Below are 19644 nucleotides of genomic sequence, written 5' to 3'. Positions count from 1 at the left end.
ATCAGAAATATCCCTCTCGCTTGCGGTCCTCCATGGCCGCTTCGGACACGCGGTCGTCGCCGCGGGTGGCGCCGCGCTCGGTGAGCCGCGACGCGGCGACCTCGTCGAGGATCGCCTCGTTGTCGGCCGCCTCGGACAGGATCGCGCCGGTCGTGGACCCGTCACCGACCGTGCGGTAGCGCACCGACCGGACCTCGAGTTCCTCACCCTCGGCCGGGCCGCCCCACACGCCGGGTGTCATCCACATGCCGTCCCGCCGGTACACCGGGCGCTGGTGGGCGTAGTAGATGCTCGCGAGTTCGATGTCCTCGCGGGCGATGTACCGCCAGATGTCGAGCTCGGTGAAGTTGCTCAGCGGGAAGACCCGCACGTGCTCGCCCGGGGCGTGCCGGCCGTTGTAGAGGTTCCACAACTCGGGCCGCTGCCGCTTGGGGTCCCACTGGCCGAACGCATTGCGCAGGGAGAAGATCCGTTCCTTGGCGCGGGAGCGTTCCTCGTCGCGGCGGCCGCCGCCGAACACCGCGTCGAAACGGTTGTCGGCGATGGCGTCGAGCAGCGGCACCGTCTGCAGCGGGTTGCGGATCCCGTCGGGCCGCTCGGTGAGGCGGCCGTCGGCGAGGTAGTCCTCGACCTTCGCCACGTGCAACCGCAACCCGTACTTCTCGACGACGTGGTCGCGGAACTCGAGGACCTCGGGAAGATTGTGCCCGGTGTCGACGTGCAGCAGCGCGAACGGCAGGGGCGCCGGCCAGAAGGCCTTGAGCGCCAGGTGCAGCAGGACCGTCGAGTCCTTGCCGCCCGAGAACAGGATCACCGGGCGCTCGAACTCGCCGGCGACCTCGCGGAAGACGTGGATCGCTTCCGACTCGAGGGCGTCGAGGGTGTCGAACCTGGTGCCGTCCGACGTGTTCCGGGATTCGGTGAATTTCGTGTCGATGAGTGTCATGAGGCGTGCAACCCGCATTCGATCTTGGCTCGGCCGGCCCACCGTCCGCTGCGCGGATCGGCTCCGGGTAGTGGTTTGGCGGTGCAGGGGGCGCACCCGATGGAGGGGTAGCCCTCGTCGACCAGGGGATTGACGAGGATCCCGTGTTCGTCGATGTAGTTCTGCATGTCCTCGTCGGACCACGCGGCGATCGGGTTGATCTTCACCAGCCCGAAGGCGTCGTCGAAGGAGATCAGCGGGGCGTTGGCCCGGGTCGGGGCCTCCACCCGGCGGATGCCGGTGACCCACGCCTGGTAGCCCGCCAGGGTCTGCTTCAGCGGCACCACCTTCCGCAGGCGGCAGCACTCGTTGGGGTCCCGCGCGAACAGGTCCTTACCGAGCAGGGCGTCCTGCTCGGCCACCGTCTGCTGCGCCTTGGCCTCGACCAGGTTCACGCCGTACACCTGCGCGACGGCGTCCCGGGTGCCGAGGGTCTCGGCGAAGTGGTAACCGGTGTCGAGGAAGAGCACGTCCACGCCGGGGTGCACCTGCGCCGCGAGGTGCACGAGCACCCCGTCCTGCATGTTCGACGCCACGATGTACGAGTCGCCGAAGTTCTCCTCGGTCCACTGCAGCAGGTCTTGCGCCGAGGCGCCCTCGAGAGCGGCCGCCCCCTGCGCGGCCAGTTCCCGCAGTTCCTCCGTCGTCCGTGTCGTCGTCACGTTCCGTCCTTCGATCGTCTGCTCCCCGGTCATCGCAAATCGGCCTCGTCCGCGCGCAACACCCACTGCGAGAAGCGTTCTCCCGCGTTGCGGTGCTTGACGAAGTTGCGCACCACCCGCTCGATGTAGTCGCCCGTCTCGGCGCTGGTCACCTTGTGCTGGCGCAGCTTGCGGCCGAATGCCGCGTCCATGCCGAGCGTCCCGCCGAGGTGCACCTGGAATCCCTCGACCTGGTTGCCGTCCCCGTCGTCGACGAGCTGGCCCTTGAAGCCGATGTCGGCGACCTGCGACCGTGCGCACGAGTTGGGGCAGCCGTTGATGTTGATCGTCACCGGAACGTCCAACTGGGCGTTGACGTCGGCGAGGCGCTGCTCGAGTTCGGGCACCAGCGCCTGCGAGCGCTTGCGGGTCTCGACGAACGACAACTTGCAGAACTCGATGCCCGTGCAGGCCATCAGGTTCTTGCGCCACGGCGTCGGGTTCGCGGGCAGACCCAGCTCGTCGAGGTCGGCGATCAGCTGATCGACCTTCTCGTCGGCCACGTCGAGCACGATGAGCTTCTGGTAGGGCGTGAAGCGGATGCGATCGGATCCCGCCTTCTCGGCCGCGTCGGCGACGGCGGCGAGGATCGTGCCGGAGACCCGGCCCGCGATGGGGGCGACGCCGACCGCGTTGAGTCCGTTGCGCAGTTTCTGCACGCCCACGTGGTCGATCGGTCGAGTCGGCTGCTCCGGGGCGGGCCCGTCCAGCATCGGCCGCTTCAGGTACTCCGTTTCGAGAACCTCGCGGAACTTCTCCACGCCCCAGTCCTTGACCAGGAACTTCAGCCGAGCCTTCGACCGCAGCCGGCGGTAGCCGTAGTCGCGGAAGACCGACACGACGGCCTCCCACACGTCGGGTACCTCGGCGAGCGGGACCCACGCGCCGACCCGTTGCGCCAGCATCGGATTCGTCGACAGGCCACCGCCGACCCACAGGTCGAACCCGGGGCCGTGCTCCGGGTGGTTCACGCCGACGAACGCGACGTCGTTGATCTCGTGCACCACGTCCTGCTGGCCGGAGATCGCGGTCTTGAACTTGCGCGGCAGGTTCGAGTACTTCGGGTCGCCGATGTAGCGGCGGACGATCTCCTCGACCGCCGGTGTGCCGTCGATGATCTCGTCGAGGGACTCGCCGGCGAGGGGGGAGCCGAGGACCACGCGCGGGCAGTCGCCGCACGCCTCGGTCGTCTTCAGGCCGACGGACTCGAGGCGTCGCCAGATCTCCGGGACGTTCTCGACTTCGATCCAGTGGTACTGGACGTTCTCGCGGTCCGACAGGTCGGCGGTGTTGCGCGCGAACTCGGTCGAGATCCCCGCGATGGTGCGCAGCTGCGCGAGATTCAGGGCGCCGCCGTCGCAGCGCACCCGCATCATGAAGTACTTCGCCTCGAGCAGATCGATGTTCTCGTCGCCGGTGTAGGTGCCGTCGTAGCCCTGTTCGCGCTGCGTGTACAGGCCCCACCAGCGGAACCGGTTGCGCAGGTCGGTCCGGTCGATGCCGTCGAATCCGGTGTGCGCGTAGATGTCTTCGATGCGACGGCGCACGTTGAGCGGGTTGTCGTCCTTCTTGACCTGCTCGTTGGGGTTGAGCGGCTCACGGTATCCGAGAGCCCACTGGCCCTCCGCGCGTCGTTTGGCGGGGCGAGCAGGCCGGGGGCGGGGCGCGGCGGTTTCGGTCGTATCGCCGGCGGGGGAGACGTCGGTGGTCGACGACATACGGGTACTCCTGGAATTCGCGGGGGACCGGATCGGGGGTCGGCAGGGCGGGCTGAGCCCGGCGCGGACATGCCTCGATCCGGCAGGAATCGGGGCTGCCGGAGGGGGTGGGCCGACTATCGACAGTCGGCGCAGAAACCGGCGGTGCAGGACAGACACCGCGATGCACAGACGCGCTTGAGGTCGACGTGGCGTCGCGCCACGAGTCGCACTCCGGGTCCGGTCATGGCGACCATTGTGCCATGTCACGGCCCTGTTCTCGAAACGTGGCGGTATTTACACCGGAAATCGGGGAAATGCCGAGGTGGCAGGGCCGGACCCGGAGTGGCGTGTCCGGGTCGTGTTCGAGCGACAGCCCCGTGCGACTTCCGGAACACCGGCCATCCGGAACACCGGCCATCCGGAACACCGGCCATCCGGAACACCGGCCTCCTGGAACACAGGCCTTCTGGAACACTGGGGGAGTGAGCGGAACGGGTGTCGGAGTCGGTGCAGGACTCGAGCTGCCGGCTTCGGCGCTGGCCGGGATCGGTTCCCGCCCGTTCGGTGTGTACGTGCACGTCCCGTTCTGCGCGACGCGCTGCGGCTACTGCGACTTCAACACCTACACCGCCGGGGAGCTCGGCACGTCGGCGTCCCCGCAGTCGTGGCTCGAGGGCCTGCGCCGAGAGCTCGATGCCGCGGCGCAGCTACTCGGGTCTCCGCCGGCGCAGACCGTCTTCGTCGGTGGTGGTACCCCGTCGTTGCTCGGTGCCGACGGCCTGGGGCAGGTGCTCGGCGCGGTGCGATCGAGTTTCGGCCTCGCCCCCGGCGCGGAGGTGACGACGGAGTCCAACCCGGAGTCGACGTCCCCGGACTTCTTCGACCGGATCCGTGCGGCCGGATACACGCGCGTGTCGCTGGGCATGCAGTCGGCTGCCCCGCACGTGCTGGCGGTACTCGACCGCACGCACACCCCGGGCCGGGCCGTCGCGGCGGCGGGCGAGGCACGCGCCGCCGGGTTCGGCCACGTCAATCTCGACCTGATCTACGGGACCCCGGGGGAGCGGGACGAGGATCTCGACGCGTCCCTCGATGCCGTGCTCGCGGCGGGGGTCGATCATGTCTCGGCGTATGCACTGATCGTCGAGGACGGCACCGCGCTCGCCCGCCGGGTGCGGCGGGGTGAGTTGCCGGCCCCCGACGACGACGTGCTCGCGGCCCGCTACGAGCGCATCGACGCGCGGCTCGAGGCCGCCGGTCTGACCTGGTACGAGGTGTCGAACTGGGCGCGCGCCGACGATCCGCCGGCCCGGTGCGCCCACAACCTCGGCTACTGGGACGGCGGCGACTGGTGGGGGGCCGGGCCGGGGGCCCACGGCCACGTCGGCGGCGTGCGTTGGTGGAACGTCAAGCACCCGGCGCGCTATGCGGACGCGCTCGCCGCCGGTGAACTCCCCGTCGGCGGCAGCGAACTGCTCACCGCCGCCGACGTCCACACCGAGCGGGTGATGCTCGAGGTGCGGCTGCGCACCGGCCTGCCGCTGGACGTGCTCACCCCGGACGAACGAGGCGCCGCCGAGACGGTCGTCGCGGACGGCCTCGCCGAACTGCGCGCCGGCCGGCTGGTGCTCACCGACCGGGGCCGGCTCCTCGCCGACGCCGTGGTGCGCACGATCCTGACCTGAGCTGCACGGCGGTGGGCCGCCCTGAGCTGCACGGCGGCGGGCCGGCTCGAGCTGCACGGCGGCGGGCCGGCTCGAGCTGCACGGCGGCGGGCCGGCTCGACCGCCCGGCGGCGTGACACCATGCCCGCGCGGCAGTGCGACGTCTACGACTCGGCGGCGTCGGTGTCCGCCGTGTGCGGGAACAGGACGTCGTAGTCGAACACCCGCGCGTGCAGGACGGTGCGGTTGCGCAGCGCCGAGCGGACGGCGCGGTGCAGGCCGTCCTCGAGGTACAGCACGCCCTTCCACTGGACGGCGTGGGGGAAGAGGTCGCCGTAGAAGGTGGAGTCCTCGGACAGCAGCCGGTCGAGTTCGAGCACCTTCGTGGTGGTGACGATCTGGTCCAGCCGCACCTGCCGGGGAGGGATCTGCGCCCAGTCGCGCAGCGAGAGCCCGTGGTCGGGATACGGCTTGCCGTCCCGGACGCCCTTGAAGATCATGGCACCAACTTACGACGCATCGTCGGCGGGCGCCGTGCCGCTCGCCACCCCGGCCCGGCGACTAAACTGGAGCGAAACGGCACGCAGTGCACCGTCCTGCGGTGATGCGTGCCGTTCCGGGTGCGACTGCAGAGACGGAGGTGGGCGGGGTGTCGAGCACCGAGGAACGACGCTTCGAGGTGTTGCGAGCGATCGTGGCCGATTACGTGTCCACCAAGGAACCGATCGGTTCGAAGACCCTCGTCGAACGCCACAACCTGGGTGTGTCCAGCGCGACGGTCCGCAACGACATGGCCGTGCTCGAGGCCGAGGGCTACATCACCCAGCCGCACACCAGCTCGGGCCGGGTTCCCACCGACAAGGGTTACCGCCAGTTCGTCGACCGGATCGCCGACGTCAAGCCCCTCTCGGGAGCCGAACGCCGCGCGATCCTGCAGTTCCTCGAGTCGGGCGTGGACCTCGACGACGTGCTGCGCCGCGGCGTCCGGCTGCTGGCGCAGCTGACCCGGCAGGTCGCGGTGGTGCAGTACCCCACGCTGTCGGCGTCCTCGGTCCGCCATCTCGAGGTCGTTGCGCTGACTCCTGCGCGGTTGCTGCTGGTGCTCATCACCGACTCCGGCCGGGTGGACCAGCGCATCGTCGAGCTCGGTGACGTTCTCGGCGAGGAGGACCTGGCGCGGTTGCGGGATCTGCTCGGGGCGGCGCTGACCGGTAAGCGGCTCGCCGCGGCATCGATCGCGGTCAGCGAGCTCGCCGGGGACGCGCCCGACGGACTGCGCGATGCGGTCATCCGGTGCGCGACCGTGCTGGTGGAAACCCTCGTCGAACATCCCGAGGAACGGCTCGTGCTCGGCGGCACGGCGAACCTGACACGCAACGCCGCCGACTTCGACGCGCATGCGGGCTTCCCCGGCTCGTTGCGTACCGTGCTCGAGGCGCTCGAGGAGCAGGTGGTGGTTCTCAAGCTCCTGGCGGCGACCCAGGACGCCGGGCGGGTGACGGTGCGGATCGGCGAGGAGACCCAGGTCGAGCAGATGCGCGGCACGTCCGTGGTGTCCACCGGGTACGGTGCCGCGGGCACCGTCTTCGGTGGCCTCGGTGTGCTCGGCCCCACCCGGATGGACTATCCGGGGACGATTGCGTCGGTGGCTGCGGTCGCCCGCTACATCGGTGAGGTGCTCGGCGAACGCTGAGCGCCGGTCGGCGCCGACGGACCATCCGACGACACAACTAGCTGTGCGAATAGAGAAGGACGAAGAACTCACGTGGCACGGGACTACTACGGGACGCTCGGCGTGTCGAAGAACGCGACCGATCAGGAGATCAAGCGGGCGTACCGCAAGCTTGCGCGCGAGCACCACCCGGATGTGAACCCGGACGAGGCGGCGCAGAAGAGGTTCCAGGAGATCTCCACGGCGTACGAGGTGCTCTCCGACCCGGAGAAGCGGCGCATCGTCGATCTCGGCGGGGATCCGCTCGAAACCGGCCCGGGGGCGGCGGGCGGGGGCTTCTCGGGAGCCGGCTTCGGTGGTCTCGGCGACGTGTTCGAGGCGTTCTTCGGCGGCGGGGCGACCACGTCCCGCGGACCCCGGGGCCGCGTCCAGCCCGGCGCGGACTCGCTGCTGCGCACCCGGCTGACACTCGAGGAGTGCGCCACCGGTGTCACCAAGCAGATCGCCGTGGAGACCGCGATCCTGTGCGACGGGTGTGCCGGGTCCGGTACCCACGGCGACTCCAAGGCCGTACGGTGCGAGACGTGTGGCGGCGCCGGTGAGGTGCAGTCGGTGCAGCGCTCGTTCCTGGGTCAGGTCATGACGTCGCGCCCGTGCCCGACGTGTCGCGGCGCCGGGGAGACGATCCCGGACCCGTGCCGCAAGTGCGGCGGCGACGGCCGGGTGCGGGCCCGCCGTGAGATCACGGTCAAGGTGCCGGCCGGTGTCAGCAACGGCATGCGTATCCGGCTGGCGGCGCAGGGCGAGGTCGGCCCCGGCGGCGGCCCCGCCGGCGACCTGTACGTCGAGATCATCGAGCAGGCGCACGACGTGTTCGTGCGCGACGGCGACGACCTGCACTGCACGATCCGGGTCCCGATGGTCGACGCGGCACTCGGTACCACCGTCGTGCTCGACACCCTCGTCGACGGGCCCGCCGAGATCACCGTCGATCCCGGTACTCAGCCCGGGTCGGTGGTGGTGCTCCGCGGCCACGGCATGCCCAAACTGCGTTCCGGGGTGCGCGGGGACGTGCACGCCCACCTCGAGGTCGTCGTCCCGGCGAAGCTCGACGGCAAGCAGGTCAAGCTGCTCGAGGAGTTCCGGCGCAAGCGCGAGCACGAGGTGCCCGAGGTCGTCACCACCGGCTCGCAGCACGCCGGGGGCTTCTTCTCCCGGCTGCGCGACGCGTTCAGCGCGCGCTGAGGCCGCGCGGTGGCCGCTACCCTGTTCTACCTCGATCCGCTGCCCGAGGCGGGAGCGGTCGCGGTCCTCGACGGCAAGGAGGGTCGCCACGCGGCGACCGTGCGGCGCATCGCGGTGGGCGAGCGTCTCGTCCTGTCGGACGGGCGCGGCCACCTCGCCGACGTGGAGGTGACGGCCACCGCGAAGGACCGGCTCGAGGCCCGCGTCCTGGCGCGTCGGGAGGTTCCCGCACCGCGCCCCCGGGTCACCGTGGTGCAGGCATTGCCGAAATCCGATCGTTCCGAACTGGCGGTGGAACTGGCGACGGAGGCGGGCGCGGACGCGTTCGTGCCGTGGCAGGCTGCGCGGTGCGTCGCCCGGTGGGACGGACCGAAGGCCGCCAAGGGCGTCGGGCGATGGCAGGCCGTCGCGGTGGCGGCCGCGAAACAGTCCCGGCGTCCGCACGTGCCCGAGGTCGCGCCGGTCCATCGGACCGCGGACGTCGCCGAGGCCGTGCGCGCGACGGTCGCTCGCGGGGGCGTCGCGGCGGTCCTGCACGAGTCCGCGACCGACCCCTTCGGTTCGCTGCCCCTGGCCGCTGCCGCCGAACTGCTGCTCGTGGTCGGGCCGGAGGGCGGCGTCGACGACGCCGAGCTCGCGGCGCTGACGACGGCGGGAGCGCGGCCGGTGCTGCTCGGGCCGACGGTACTGCGAACGTCCACGGCTGCGGCGGTCGCGCTGGGCGCGGTGGGTGTGCTGACCCCGCGTTGGGATGCGCGACCGCTCCACTGACACACTCGAGAACATGTCCCGAGTGCGCATCGCCTACGGTCCGCAGCCGCAGCAGTTCGGCCACCTGTACCTGCCGGACGCCACGGATCCGGGCGTGCCCGTACCGGTGGTGATGGTCGTCCACGGCGGATTCTGGAGCGGCGAGTACCACCTCACCCTCGGTACGCCACTCTCGCTCGAACTTGCCGCGCACGGCGTGGCCGCCTGGAACGTCGAGTACCGGCGGATCGGTGCGGGCGGGCGGTGGCCGGAGATGTCCGCCGACATCGTCGCCGCCCTCGACGCCGTCGCTACCGCGGTGGCCGAGCGGGCCCGGGCCGGGGGCGTCGCACTGGATCCGGACCGGGTGCGGGTGGTCGGGCACTCGGCCGGTGGTCAGCTCGCCGTGTGGCTCGCGGGCCAGCGAACGCAGGTGCGTCCCGAACTCGTCGTCGCCCAGGCGGGTGCGCTCGACCTCGCGTCCGCGGGCGAACGTGGCCGCCGGGTGGGCTACATCGAGGATCTGTTCGGTCAGCCCTACGAGGCGGACCCGCAGTTGTACCGGTCGGCGTCGCCCCGGCACCGGGTGCCGATCGGGGTGCCGGTCGCGCTCGTGCACGGCACCGAGGACGCACAGGTGCCGGTGAGGGTCGCCGAGCGCTATGCCGAGGCGGCGGCCGCCGCGGGTGATCCGGTGGCACTGCACGTCGTCGACGGTGAGGATCACTTTGCGTTCCTCGACAAGCGGACGCGCAGCTGGGCGCTGTCGCGCGAGCTGCTGCTCGCCCCGGAGCCGATCGGTTCGCGGGTGCGTCGGGAGGGCTGACGGTTCAGCGGCGCGGGGGCAGGACCGCGGTGACGACGACGGCGCCGACGGCCAGGGCGACGCCGCCGACGAGGCTTGCCGACGTGATCGCCTCCGAGAACGCGTCGGCCGACGCGTCGAGAAGCGGTCGGGCGTAAGAGGAGGCGAACGGGTTCTTCGCCAGCTCCTCGGCGACGAGGGCAGCGCCGCCCACGGAATCGCCCGCGGCGGCGACGGCCGTGTCGGCCTGCGCGGCCGTCGGCCCGTCGAGGTTCGCGAGCGGTAGTCCGGTGAGGAACGCGGAGATCTCACGCTGGTACGTGGTGGCCAGGACCGAGCCCAGCACGGCGATGCCGAGGGATCCGCCGAGTTCGACGGCGGTGTCGTTGAGGCCGCCCGCGGCGCCGAGTTCGGGCTCGGGGAATCCGCTCATCACGAGGTCGGTGGCCGGCGGAGCGGCCAGCCCGATGCCGAGGCCGAGGAGAACGAGCGCGACGAGGAAGATCGTGTATCCGGAACCGGCGTCGAGGAGGGTCAGAGTGAGGACTCCGGCGGCGGCGACCGCCGTGCCGGCACCGATCGCGACGCGCGCGCCGAGACGCGGCGCCAGCCGGCCGCTCACGGCCGATCCGACCGAGACCGCGGCGGCCAGTGGAAGCAGGCGCAGGCCGGTCTCGAGCGGACTGTAGCCGAACACGAACTGGAACTGCTGCGCCACGAAGTAGATCGCCCCGAACGACGTGAGGAAGAGCAGCAGCACGGACAGGCACGCACCTGCGACGGACCGGTCGGCGACGCGCCCGAGGGCCAGCAGCGGCTGCGGGTGCCGCAGCTCCCAGGCGACGAAGCCGCCGCCGGCGAGGAGGGCGACCGTCAGCGCGCCGAGCGCCGTTGCGTGCCAACCGAAGTGGAAACCCTCGATGATGCCGGCGACGAGCGCGCCGACGGCGGCTACGGACAGGGCGCCGCCGACCCAGTCGATGCGGGTGACGTGCTCGGCCCGCGAGGGCGGCACCAGTGCGAGCGCCCCGACCGCGGCGAATGCCGCGATCGGCACGTTGACGAGGAACGTCGAGCCCCACGCGTGCTGTTCGAGCAGCCACCCCGCGAGCAGGGGCCCGAGCGCGATCGCCAGTCCGGACGTCGCGGCCCACGCGGCGATTGCGCGGGGTCGTTCCGCGGCGGGGAACATGGCGACGAGCAGGGACAGGGTTGCGGGCATGATCACCGCGGCGCCGACGCCCATCGTGATGCGGGCGCCGATCACTTCGGCCGCGGTGCCGGCGAGGCTGCCGAACACGGCGCCCCCGGCGAAGACGGCGAGGCCGGTGAGGAGGGCGCGCCGGCGGCCGTAACGGTCGCCGAGGACGCCCGCGAGCAGCATCAGCGCGGCGTAGGGCACGGTGTAGCCGTCGATGACCCACTGCAGGTCGGTGCTGGTCAGCTGCAGTTCGCGCAGCATGCTCGGCGCCGCGACGATGAGTGCGGTGTTGGCCATCACGACGATCAGCAGGCTCAGGCAGAGCACCGCGAGGCCGGCCCACCGGCGCGGATACGGGCGGGTGGGATCCGTGGCCGGACGGACCAGGCTCGAGGTCATCGGCGCTCCTCACGACATGCCGGTGCGGCGGCAATTTGCACATCCATGTGCAAGTTAGAAAGTTGCACACCTGTGTGCAAGTAAAGTTGACGGACGTCACACTCTCCGGTGGAAGAAGGTGTTCAGCGTGGCCGAACCGGGCCGGGAGCCGCGGCGGCGGACGAGCCGGAACCGAGCCCGGATCCTCGAGGCGGCGATGGGGTGTTTCGCGGCCGACCCGGACGCCAGCATGGACGACGTCGCCCAGGCTGCCGGCGTGGTGCGCCGCACCGTCTACGCCCACTTCCCGAGCCGCGAGGCGCTCGTCGACGGCATCGCGGAAGAGGCGGCCGCCGCGCTCGCGGCGGCGGTCGACCGGCCGGATCCCGAGGAACCCGACCTGGCGCTCGCCGTCGCCGCCCTCATGACCTGGCCCGTCGGAGACCGCTTCCGCGTGCTGTTGTCCTTCGCGCGCAAGGAGGTCGGCGACGAGCGCATCGGTGAGCTCATCGCCCCGCTGCGCACCCGCACCCTCGCGATCGTGGAGCGGGGCCGCCGGTCGGGGGTGTTCTCCGCGTACCTGCCGCCCGTCGTCCTCGTCGGGATGCTCGAGGGGCTCACGATGGCCACCCTCGAGCAGGCCAACCGCGGCATGGTGCACGACGCGGGTGAGTCGGTCGCCCTGGCCGCCCTCGTCCTGATGGGGGTTCCACCGGAGCGTGCCGTCGCCGTCGTCCAGCGGGCCCGGCGAACGCCGTGGGATCAGCACCGGGCACCCGCGCCGGGCGGCAATGCGGTGGGGCGCGGAGACACCCGGCGCTAGACTGACATCGTCACGACACCCGTCGTGCGCCAGCCGACCCGAAAGCAGGCCGTACCGTCCACGTGAGTGAACCAGACGACACCCGAGACACCGGGAACGCCGAACGGACCACCGTCCGTTCCAACTTGGACCTGCCTCCCGAAGCTGCGGCACCGCTGCTCGGCTCGGCCGACGAGAATCTCATCGCCCTCGAACGGGCACTCGGCGCGGACATCCACGTACGCGGCAACTCCGTCACCCTCACCGGCGCGCCCGCGGACGTCGCGCTCGCGGAACGGGTGCTCGGGCAACTCGTCACCCTCGTCGGACGCGGGCAGCCGGTGACCCCGGACGCGGTGCGCCGCACCGTGGGCATGCTCACGCAGGGCCTGTCCGACGCGCCGGCCGACGTCCTCAGCCTCGACATCCTGTCCCGGCGCGGCAAGACCATCCGGCCCAAGACCCTCAACCAGAAGCGTTACGTCGACGCCATCGACACCAACACGATCGTGTTCGGCATCGGGCCCGCCGGCACCGGCAAGACGTACCTCGCCATGGCCAAGGCCGTGCAGGCGCTGCAGTCGAAGCAGGTCACCCGCATCATCCTCACGCGTCCCGCCGTCGAGGCGGGGGAGCGCCTCGGCTTCCTGCCCGGCACGCTGCACGAGAAGATCGACCCGTACCTGCGCCCGCTGCACGACGCGCTGCACGACATGATGGATCCGGAAGCCATCCCGAAGCTGATGCAGGCCGGAGTCATCGAAGTCGCACCGCTGGCGTACATGCGCGGACGCACCCTCAACGACGCGTTCATCATCCTCGACGAGGCCCAGAACACGACCGCCGAACAGATGAAGATGTTCCTGACCCGGCTCGGCTTCGGGTCGAAGATCGTCGTCACCGGCGACACCACACAGGTGGACCTGCCCGGAGGCGCCCGCTCCGGGCTGGCCGCCGCCGCCGAGATCCTCGACGGCATCGACGGCATCCACTTCGCGGTCCTCGACAGCAGCGACGTGGTGCGTCACCGGCTCGTCTCCGACATCGTCGACGCCTACGAGCGATTCGAGGCCGATCGGCCGGCCGGCGTCGCGATGGGCAACCGCGCCCAGCGGCGGGCAGCGGCCCAGAACCGGGTGCCGCGCCGGTGACCGCGACCGAGGGCCCCTCCCGCCTCGCACCCGCCGTGTCCGCAGCTGCCCAGAAGGAACTCCACAGATGAGCATCGAGATCTCGAACGAATCGGGGATGGACGTCGCCGAGGAGGACCTGATCGACATCGCACGGTTCGTCATCGCCCGGATGGACGTGCACCCCGCCGCAGAACTGTCGATGGTGCTCGTCGACTCCGGCACCATGGCCGATCTGCACATGCGCTGGATGGACCTGCCCGGCCCCACCGATGTGATGTCCTTTCCCATGGACGAGCTCGAACCCGGCGGCCGCCCCGACGCTCCCGAGCCCGGCCCCTCGATGCTCGGCGACATCGTGCTGTGTCCGTCCTTCGCTGCGGAACAGGCCGACAAGGCCGGCCATTCACTCGCGCACGAACTCGCGGTGCTCACCGTCCACGGCGTTCTGCACCTGCTCGGCTACGACCACGCCGAACCCGACGAGGAGAAGGAGATGTTCGGTCTGCAGAATCAGCTCCTCGAGGAGTGGTACGAGGAACTGCGGCGCGCGGAGCACGAGGCCCGGCTCGCCGCCCGCGACCAGCAGCTCCTCGGCAAGGCCGGGTTCTTCGACCCGACCGAGCGGTAGCGGCGTCGTGATCGGAGCACCGGCATGAGTGCCCCAGCGCTCGTCGTCGCCGCCGTCGTGCTGGTGGCGCTCGGCGGATTGTTCGCGGCGGTCGACTCGGCGCTGAACACGGTCTCCCCGGCCCGGGTGGAGGAACTGGCGAAGGGGGAACGGCCCAGCGCGCAGAAGCTGCTGGTGATCCTCGGAGACCGCCCCCGGTACGTCAACCTGATGGTGCTGCTCCGCATTCTGTGCGAGATCACCGCGACGGTCGTGCTGGTGGCGGCGCTGCTCGACCGGATGGACCACACCTGGGCGCTGGTCACCGCTGCCGTGGTCATGGTGCTCGTGGACTACATGGTGATCGGCGTGGGTCCGCGCACCCTCGGCCGCCAGCACGCGTATTCCATTGCCCTGGGCGCAACGGTGCCGCTGCGCGTGATCGGTGTGCTGCTCGGCCCGCTGAGCAGGCTGCTGATCCTGATCGGCAATGCGATCACGCCCGGCCGCGGATTCCGGAACGGGCCGTTCGCCAACGAGATCGAGCTGCGCGAGCTGGTGGACATGGCTCAGGAGCGGGGCGTCGTCGCGGCCGAGGAACGGCGGATGATCCAGTCGGTGTTCGACTTCGGTGACACCACGGCGCGCGAGGTGATGGTGCCGCGTCCCGAGATGGTGTGGATCGAGGCGGACAAGACCGCCGGCCAGGCCACCTCGCTCGCGGTGCGCAGCGGGCACTCCCGCATCCCCGTGGTCGGCGAGAACGTCGACGACATCCGCGGCGTCGTGTACCTGAAGGATCTGGTGCAGCAGACCTACTATTCACGCGACGGCGGCCGGAGCGTGACCGTGGCCGAGGTGATGCGGCCGGCGGTGTTCGTCCCCGATTCCAAGCGTCTCGACGATCTGCTGGCCGACATGCAGCGCGACCGCAATCACATGGCGCTGCTCGTCGACGAGTACGGCGGCATCGCCGGTCTCGTCACCATCGAGGACATCATCGAGGAAATCGTCGGCGAGATCGCCGACGAGTACGACACCGCAGAGATCGCCCCCGTCGAGGATCTCGGCGACGGCACCTTCCGGGTCTCCGCTCGATTGCCCGTCGAGGACCTCGGTGACCTGTTCGACGTCGCGCTCGACGATCTCGAGGTCGACACCGCCGGTGGACTGCTCGGATTCGTGCTCGGCCGGGTACCGTTGCCGGGCTCCGAGGTGGAGATCCACGGTTTGCGGCTGCGCGGCGAGGGCGGCCGCGACGCCCGCGGCCGGGTCCGCATCAACACCGTGTACGTGCAACGGGTTCCCGCGACCGAGGAGGCCGCCGCGGTCGCCGAGGAGCCGGTCGACGGGTGACCTCGTCGCCGAGGCCCCACACCCCGTGCCGACCCGTTCGGCGGCACCACAGACGAGGAGTTCTGCATTGACCGATCCCGACTTCCGTTCCGGCTTCGTGTGTTTCGTCGGCCGCCCCAACACCGGCAAGTCGACGCTGACGAATGCGCTCGTGGGCAGCAAGATTGCGATCACCTCGTCGCGTCCGCAGACCACCCGGCACACCATCCGGGGCATCGTCCACCGGGAACACGCACAGATCATCCTCGTCGACACCCCCGGCCTGCATCGGCCGCGGACCCTGCTCGGGCAGCGGCTCAACGACCTGGTGCGCGACACCTATTCGGAGGTCGACGCGGTCTGCGTGTGCATTCCCGCGGACGAGAAGATCGGCCCCGGTGACCGCTGGATCGTCGAACAGGTGCGGCAGGTTGCCCCGCGCACGAAGCTGATCGGCATCGTCACGAAGATCGACAAGGTGAGCAAGGAACGACTCGCACCGCAGCTGCTCGCGGTGTCCGAGCTGCTGGGACCCGACGTGGACGTCGTTCCCGTGTCCGCCACCTCGGGGGAACAGCTCGAGGTCCTCGTCGACGTTCTCGCCTCGCACATGGAACCCGGCCCGGCGTTCTACCCCGACGGGGAGCTGACGGACGAGCCCGAGGAGACGCTCATGGCCGAGCTGATCCGCGAGGCTGCGCTCGAGGGGCTCGGCGACGAGCTGCCCCATTCGCTCGCGGTCGTGATCGAGGAGATCTCCGAGCGGGAGGGTCGAACCGAGAAGCAGGGCGAACTGCTCGACGTGCACGCGCTGCTGTACGTGGAGCGGCCGAGCCAGAAGGGCATCGTCATCGGCAAGGGCGGTGCGCGCCTGCGCGAGGTGGGTACCGCCGCCCGGTCGCAGATCGAGAAGCTGCTCGGTGTGAAGATCTACCTCGATCTGCACGTCAAGGTCGCCAAGGACTGGCAGCGAGATCCGAAGCAGCTCGGCCGCCTCGGCTTCTGATCTACGGTGGTCCCCGGGGTCTCGGGGACACGCCCCGGCCCGCGAACACGGAAGAGGCAGCCGTGAACGGTGATTCGGCGAGCGGTGTGCGGGCGGTGGTGACGCGGAATCGCGCCGCGGTCGGCGTCGTTCTCGCGGCACTGTGTCTCGGGCTCGCCGTGCTCTGGGTGTTCGTGGTGCCGGCGAAGGCCGGCGCCACGACCGGGGTGCAGGAAGCGGCGATCCGCTACGGCCACCCGGTGTGCTGGGCGCTGCTGGCGACGGCCTCCGTCCTGTTCGCGGTGCGCGCCCCGCGCCGGTCGGTCGACGTCGTCGTGCGGAGCGCCCTCGCGGCCTACGTGGTCTTCGTCGTCGCCACCGTGGTGTGATCGGTGGCCGCGTCGTCTCCGGCGGTGTCCGCGGACACCGCACTGCGGACCAGGTGCAGGACGGAGGTCGCGATGTCCACCGCGCCGCCGGTGGCGAGGCGCCGCAGCTGCAGGCCCGTGATCGTGGCAACCAGCGTCGGCGCGATCGATTCCGCTCGGGGAACGCCGAGTTCGGTGAGAATGGTGGCGGTCAGTGCATCGTAGGCGGACCAGCACTGTGCCGCGGCGTCCCGCAGCTGGGCATCCCTGCCCGCCTGGATGTAGAGCTCGAACGGGGCGATCCGCTCGGCCGAGAACGACAGGTCCTCGGCCACCTGCTCGGTGAGTGCTGCGGCGTCGACCAGGCTCGGATCCCGGCTCCGGTACTCCTGCGCGAGCTCGCGCAGTCGTGTGGTCTCGTCGGCGACGAACGTCGTGAGCGCCGAGCGCAGCAGATCGGACTGGGTGGGGAAGTGGTAGGTGATCGACCCGAGCGAGACCCCCGCCCGGGCGGCGATGCGGCGGTTGGTGACCGCGGCGATGCCGTCCGTGCCGATCAGGTGCAGGGTCGCCGCGACGATTCTGCCGCGGACATCCGTGCCCATCGCGCTCACCACCATCGCCGCGGCGTGTGACGATCCCAGCGCAGTTCCGACTCGAGCTGGGAGGCGAGGGAGATCAGCACAGGCTCCGCGTTCTCGTGCCCCATGAGCTGGGCGCCGATCGGCAGGCCCGATCCGGTGAATCCCGCCGGGATGTTCACGCTGGGCCAGCCCAGGACGTTCCATGGCCAGGTGTAGGGGCAGGCGGCGGTGATCACCTTGTCGGTGGCCCAGCCGCCGAGTCCGTCCATCGCATCCACCGCCGGGGGCGGGGTCGCCGTGGTGGGGGCGAGGATCACGTCGAACCGGTCGAAGATCGCGCCGATGCGCCGGCGGATGCGCGGTTCGGCGGCCCGGGCGGCACGGAGCGCGCGGCCGCGGAGCACCCGGCCGGTGCGCGCGTTCGCCCGGGTCCGGGGGTCGGCCAGGGCGGGGTCCGGCAGGCGTCGCACCCAGTCGTCGATCCCCGCCATCGACCGGGGCAGAAAGTTCAGGCCCAGCAGTGGGCCGTAGGCGGGGTCGGCGAGGGTGACCTCGTGACCCAGGGCGCGCAGGGCACCGGCCAGGGAGTCCACCCCCGCGCGGATCTCGCCGTGCAGCCGGGTGCGGGTAGCGGTGTACGGCAGGGCGAACGAGAGCGCGACGCGGAGCCGGCCCGGGTCGCGGCCCACGGCGTCGGACACCGTGACGGCCTCGGCTTCGTGCAGGTCGCCGACGTGGCCGCCTGCGACCGCGTCGAGCAGCAGTGCGGCGTCGGCGACCGTGCGCGCGAGGGGGCCGTGCGTGGTCAGGCCGTAGAACGCCTCGGGATCGGGCCACATCGAGATCCGCCCGCGCTGCGGCTTGATACCCACGAGGTTGGTCCAGGCGGCCGGTATGCGGACCGATCCGGCGCCGTCCGAGCCGAGGGCCGCGGACACCATCCCCGCTGCCACCGCCGCGGCACTGCCCCCCGACGACCCGCCGGGGGTGTGGTCGCGGTGCCACGGGTTGCGGGTGTGACCGAACGCGCTGCCGCCGGTGAACGGCCACTGGCCCAGTTCGGGGGTGTTCGTCTTGCCGACGATCACCGCACCGGCGGCCCGCAGTCGCCGCACCACCTCGGCGTCCTGCTCGCGGACGGTGAACTCGCCGGCGCATCCGAACGCGGTGACCTCCTGTGCGATGTCCGTGTCGTCCTTCACCGCGACCGGCACGCCGAGCAAGGGGAGGCGGACCCCGGCGGCGAGACGCCGGTCGGCCTGTTCGGCCTCCGCGAGGGCCCGCTCCCGCCGGACGCTCCGGAAGGCGTTGAGGGCGGGATCGGCGGCCGCGATGCGGTCCAGGGCGGCCCGCGTCGCGGCGACGGACGTGATGGCGCCCGCGGCGAGGGCGGCGGCCTCGGCGGCGAGGCCCGGCGCGCGGGTGTCGGCGCGGGGTGCGGTCATACGGCGGCGTCCTCCTGTGCTGTTCGTTCGAACGAACAGTAACGTGTTCCAGTGGCTCCGGTCGAGGGCCTGCACCGGAAAATGTGATGCTCGTCACATCTAGGCCATCAGCGGCGGGGCGCTGGGTATGCCCCGGGGACATCGCGGGCGCCTCCCGTGATGTCAGGGAGACCGGCTGTCAGGAGTTACACATGGGTTCATCACGCACACGCACCCTCCGGCGCGTACCGGATACGGAGACGCGGACGGTCTTCCGGACCATCCACGGCTACCGCCGCGCGTTCCGGATCGCCGGTGACGGGCCCGCCCTGCTGCTGATCCACGGGATCGGCGACAACTCCTCGACCTGGCGGGAGATCATCCCGCATCTGGCCCGCAAGTACACGGTCATCGCCCCGGACCTGCTCGGCCACGGCCGCTCCGACAAGCCCCGCAGCGACTACTCGGTCGCCGGATACGCCAACGGGGTCCGAGATCTGCTGTCGGTGCTGGGCATCGCCCGCGTCACGGTGGTCGGGCATTCCCTCGGCGGTGGTGTCGCGATGCAGTTCGCGTACCAGTTCCCGCAGATGGTCGACCGGCTCGTGCTGGTCTCGGCCGGTGGCGTCACCAAGGACGTCCACCCCGCCCTGCGGGCGCTGTCCCTGCCGGGGCTGAGCGAGGCGCTCAAGCTGCTGCGGATCCCGGGTGCCATGCCCGCTGTGCGTATCGCCGGGGGGCTACTGGGCCGATGGCACGACACGCCCCTGCGTCCCGGTGTCCTGCTGCACGACACCTCGGACCTGATCCGGGTTCTGGGGGGCCTGCCCGATCCCACGGCGTGCGAGGCGTTCCTGCGCACGTTGCGCGCCGTCGTGGACTGGCGTGGTCAGGTGGTGACGATGCTCGACCGCTGCTATCTGACCGAGGACCTGCCCGTGCAGCTGATCTGGGGTGAGCACGACAGTGTGATCCCGGTCGGGCACGCGCACCTGGCGCATTCGGCGATGCCGCATTCCCGGCTCGAGGTCTTCCGCAACTCCGGTCACTTCCCGTTCCGCGACGACCCCATCAGGTTCGTCCGGGTGGTCGAGGAGTTCCTCGACTCCACCGCCCCCGCCGAGTTCGACGAGCAGCGCTGGGGCCGGCTGCTCGTCAACGGTGTCAGCGAGCGCCGGATCACCGGTGGTCCGGCCGCCCGGCAGGCCGTGCTCGGTGCGATGGGCGCCGAGGAGCGCAGCGCCACCTGAGCCGATCGGGTGAATGCGGACGCGGGGTGCGCCCGGTGTCGGCCGGACGTGACAG

The 19644-nt window shown here is 71.0% G+C and carries 19 protein-coding genes; 12 read left to right on the top strand and 7 right to left on the bottom strand.

The window, feature by feature from the left end; translation table 11 throughout:
* Position 1 precedes the first annotated feature (1 nt).
* From cysD to QNA09_RS13760, 3 genes are read right to left on the bottom strand one after another with little or no spacing between them, the layout of a single operon-like run.
* Positions 2–946: a sulfate adenylyltransferase subunit CysD gene (gene cysD / locus QNA09_RS13770; RefSeq protein WP_010594246.1), complete on the bottom strand. Its 945-nt coding sequence runs from the start codon at positions 944–946 to the stop codon at positions 2–4.
* Positions 943–1680, bottom strand: coding sequence for a phosphoadenylyl-sulfate reductase (locus QNA09_RS13765; RefSeq protein ID WP_010594247.1), 738 nt, complete (start codon positions 1678–1680; stop codon positions 943–945). Before QNA09_RS13765 ends, cysD begins: the two co-directional genes overlap by 4 nt.
* Positions 1677–3404, bottom strand: a complete 1728-nt coding sequence (locus tag QNA09_RS13760) for a nitrite/sulfite reductase (protein WP_010594248.1) — start codon at positions 3402–3404, stop codon at positions 1677–1679. Before QNA09_RS13760 ends, QNA09_RS13765 begins: the two co-directional genes overlap by 4 nt.
* 464 nt (positions 3405–3868) lie before the next feature.
* Between QNA09_RS13760 and hemW the strand changes: the two genes are divergently transcribed.
* Positions 3869–5071 carry a radical SAM family heme chaperone HemW gene (hemW, locus tag QNA09_RS13755; RefSeq protein WP_119699858.1) on the top strand — a complete coding sequence of 401 codons (1203 nt, stop codon included), beginning with the start codon at positions 3869–3871 and terminating at the stop codon, positions 5069–5071.
* A 143-nt stretch (positions 5072–5214) separates the two neighbouring features.
* Here hemW and QNA09_RS13750 read toward each other — a convergent pair whose 3' ends face one another.
* On the bottom strand, positions 5215–5550 hold the full coding sequence (locus tag QNA09_RS13750; protein ID WP_010594251.1) for a type II toxin-antitoxin system VapB family antitoxin: 336 nt from the start codon (positions 5548–5550) through the stop codon (positions 5215–5217).
* A gap of 149 nt (positions 5551–5699) precedes the next feature.
* Here QNA09_RS13750 and hrcA point away from each other — a divergent pair, with 149 nt between their 5' ends.
* The 4 genes from hrcA to QNA09_RS13730 all read left to right on the top strand — a co-directional run bounded on the left by hrcA (position 5700) and on the right by QNA09_RS13730 (position 9543).
* Positions 5700–6743, top strand: a complete 1044-nt coding sequence (gene hrcA, locus QNA09_RS13745; protein ID WP_017680320.1) for a heat-inducible transcriptional repressor HrcA — start codon at positions 5700–5702, stop codon at positions 6741–6743.
* A gap of 72 nt (positions 6744–6815) precedes the next feature.
* Complete coding sequence (gene dnaJ / locus QNA09_RS13740; RefSeq protein ID WP_010594253.1) at positions 6816–7967, top strand: molecular chaperone DnaJ; 1152 nt, start codon at positions 6816–6818, stop codon at positions 7965–7967.
* 9 nt (positions 7968–7976) lie between these two features.
* The gene (locus tag QNA09_RS13735) at positions 7977–8738 is read left to right on the top strand and encodes a 16S rRNA (uracil(1498)-N(3))-methyltransferase (protein ID WP_017680321.1); all 762 of its coding nucleotides are present in this window, start codon (positions 7977–7979) and stop codon (positions 8736–8738) included.
* Between the two features lie 13 nt (positions 8739–8751).
* Positions 8752–9543, top strand: a complete 792-nt coding sequence (locus QNA09_RS13730; protein WP_026137654.1) for a S9 family peptidase — start codon at positions 8752–8754, stop codon at positions 9541–9543.
* A 4-nt stretch (positions 9544–9547) separates the two neighbouring features.
* Here QNA09_RS13730 and QNA09_RS13725 read toward each other — a convergent pair whose 3' ends face one another.
* The gene (locus QNA09_RS13725) at positions 9548–11122 is read right to left on the bottom strand and encodes an MFS transporter (protein WP_010594256.1); all 1575 of its coding nucleotides are present in this window, start codon (positions 11120–11122) and stop codon (positions 9548–9550) included.
* A gap of 127 nt (positions 11123–11249) precedes the next feature.
* Here QNA09_RS13725 and QNA09_RS13720 point away from each other — a divergent pair, with 127 nt between their 5' ends.
* The 6 genes from QNA09_RS13720 to QNA09_RS13695 all read left to right on the top strand — a co-directional run bounded on the left by QNA09_RS13720 (position 11250) and on the right by QNA09_RS13695 (position 16352).
* Positions 11250–11924: a TetR/AcrR family transcriptional regulator gene (locus QNA09_RS13720; RefSeq protein WP_048771123.1), complete on the top strand. Its 675-nt coding sequence runs from the start codon at positions 11250–11252 to the stop codon at positions 11922–11924.
* Positions 11925–11986: 62 nt separating this feature from the next.
* Entirely contained in the window at positions 11987–13054 is a 1068-nt protein-coding gene (locus tag QNA09_RS13715; protein ID WP_010594259.1) for a PhoH family protein, read from the top strand.
* Between the two features lie 67 nt (positions 13055–13121).
* A complete protein-coding gene (gene ybeY / locus QNA09_RS13710) occupies positions 13122–13664 on the top strand; it encodes an rRNA maturation RNase YbeY (protein ID WP_003937044.1) in 543 nt (180 codons plus the stop codon).
* Positions 13665–13688: 24 nt separating this feature from the next.
* Entirely contained in the window at positions 13689–14999 is a 1311-nt protein-coding gene (locus QNA09_RS13705; protein ID WP_017680325.1) for a hemolysin family protein, read from the top strand.
* Positions 15000–15066: 67 nt separating this feature from the next.
* Positions 15067–15984 (top strand): GTPase Era, encoded by a 918-nt coding sequence (gene era, locus QNA09_RS13700; protein ID WP_010594261.1) that lies wholly within the window; start codon positions 15067–15069, stop codon positions 15982–15984.
* Between the two features lie 62 nt (positions 15985–16046).
* The gene (locus QNA09_RS13695; RefSeq protein WP_010594262.1) at positions 16047–16352 is read left to right on the top strand and encodes a hypothetical protein; all 306 of its coding nucleotides are present in this window, start codon (positions 16047–16049) and stop codon (positions 16350–16352) included.
* On the opposite strand, the gene QNA09_RS13690 is transcribed toward QNA09_RS13695, so the two are convergent.
* Both QNA09_RS13690 and QNA09_RS13685 read right to left on the bottom strand, forming a co-directional pair.
* Positions 16319–16951 (bottom strand): TetR/AcrR family transcriptional regulator, encoded by a 633-nt coding sequence (locus QNA09_RS13690; protein ID WP_017680326.1) that lies wholly within the window; start codon positions 16949–16951, stop codon positions 16319–16321. The genes QNA09_RS13695 and QNA09_RS13690 overlap by 34 nt on opposite strands.
* Positions 16942–18360 (bottom strand): amidase, encoded by a 1419-nt coding sequence (locus QNA09_RS13685; protein ID WP_017680327.1) that lies wholly within the window; start codon positions 18358–18360, stop codon positions 16942–16944. The genes QNA09_RS13690 and QNA09_RS13685 overlap by 10 nt, the downstream gene beginning before the upstream one ends.
* Before the next feature lie 191 nt (positions 18361–18551).
* Between QNA09_RS13685 and QNA09_RS13680 the strand changes: the two genes are divergently transcribed.
* Positions 18552–19589, top strand: a complete 1038-nt coding sequence (locus tag QNA09_RS13680; RefSeq protein ID WP_010594265.1) for an alpha/beta fold hydrolase — start codon at positions 18552–18554, stop codon at positions 19587–19589.
* Positions 19590–19644 lie beyond the last annotated feature (55 nt).

The sequence above is a fragment of the Rhodococcus sp. AH-ZY2 genome (assembly GCF_030916465.1).
In the GTDB taxonomy this organism is placed as follows: domain Bacteria; phylum Actinomycetota; class Actinomycetes; order Mycobacteriales; family Mycobacteriaceae; genus Rhodococcus; species Rhodococcus ruber.
This window is presented reverse-complemented; position numbering and strand designations above follow the sequence as displayed.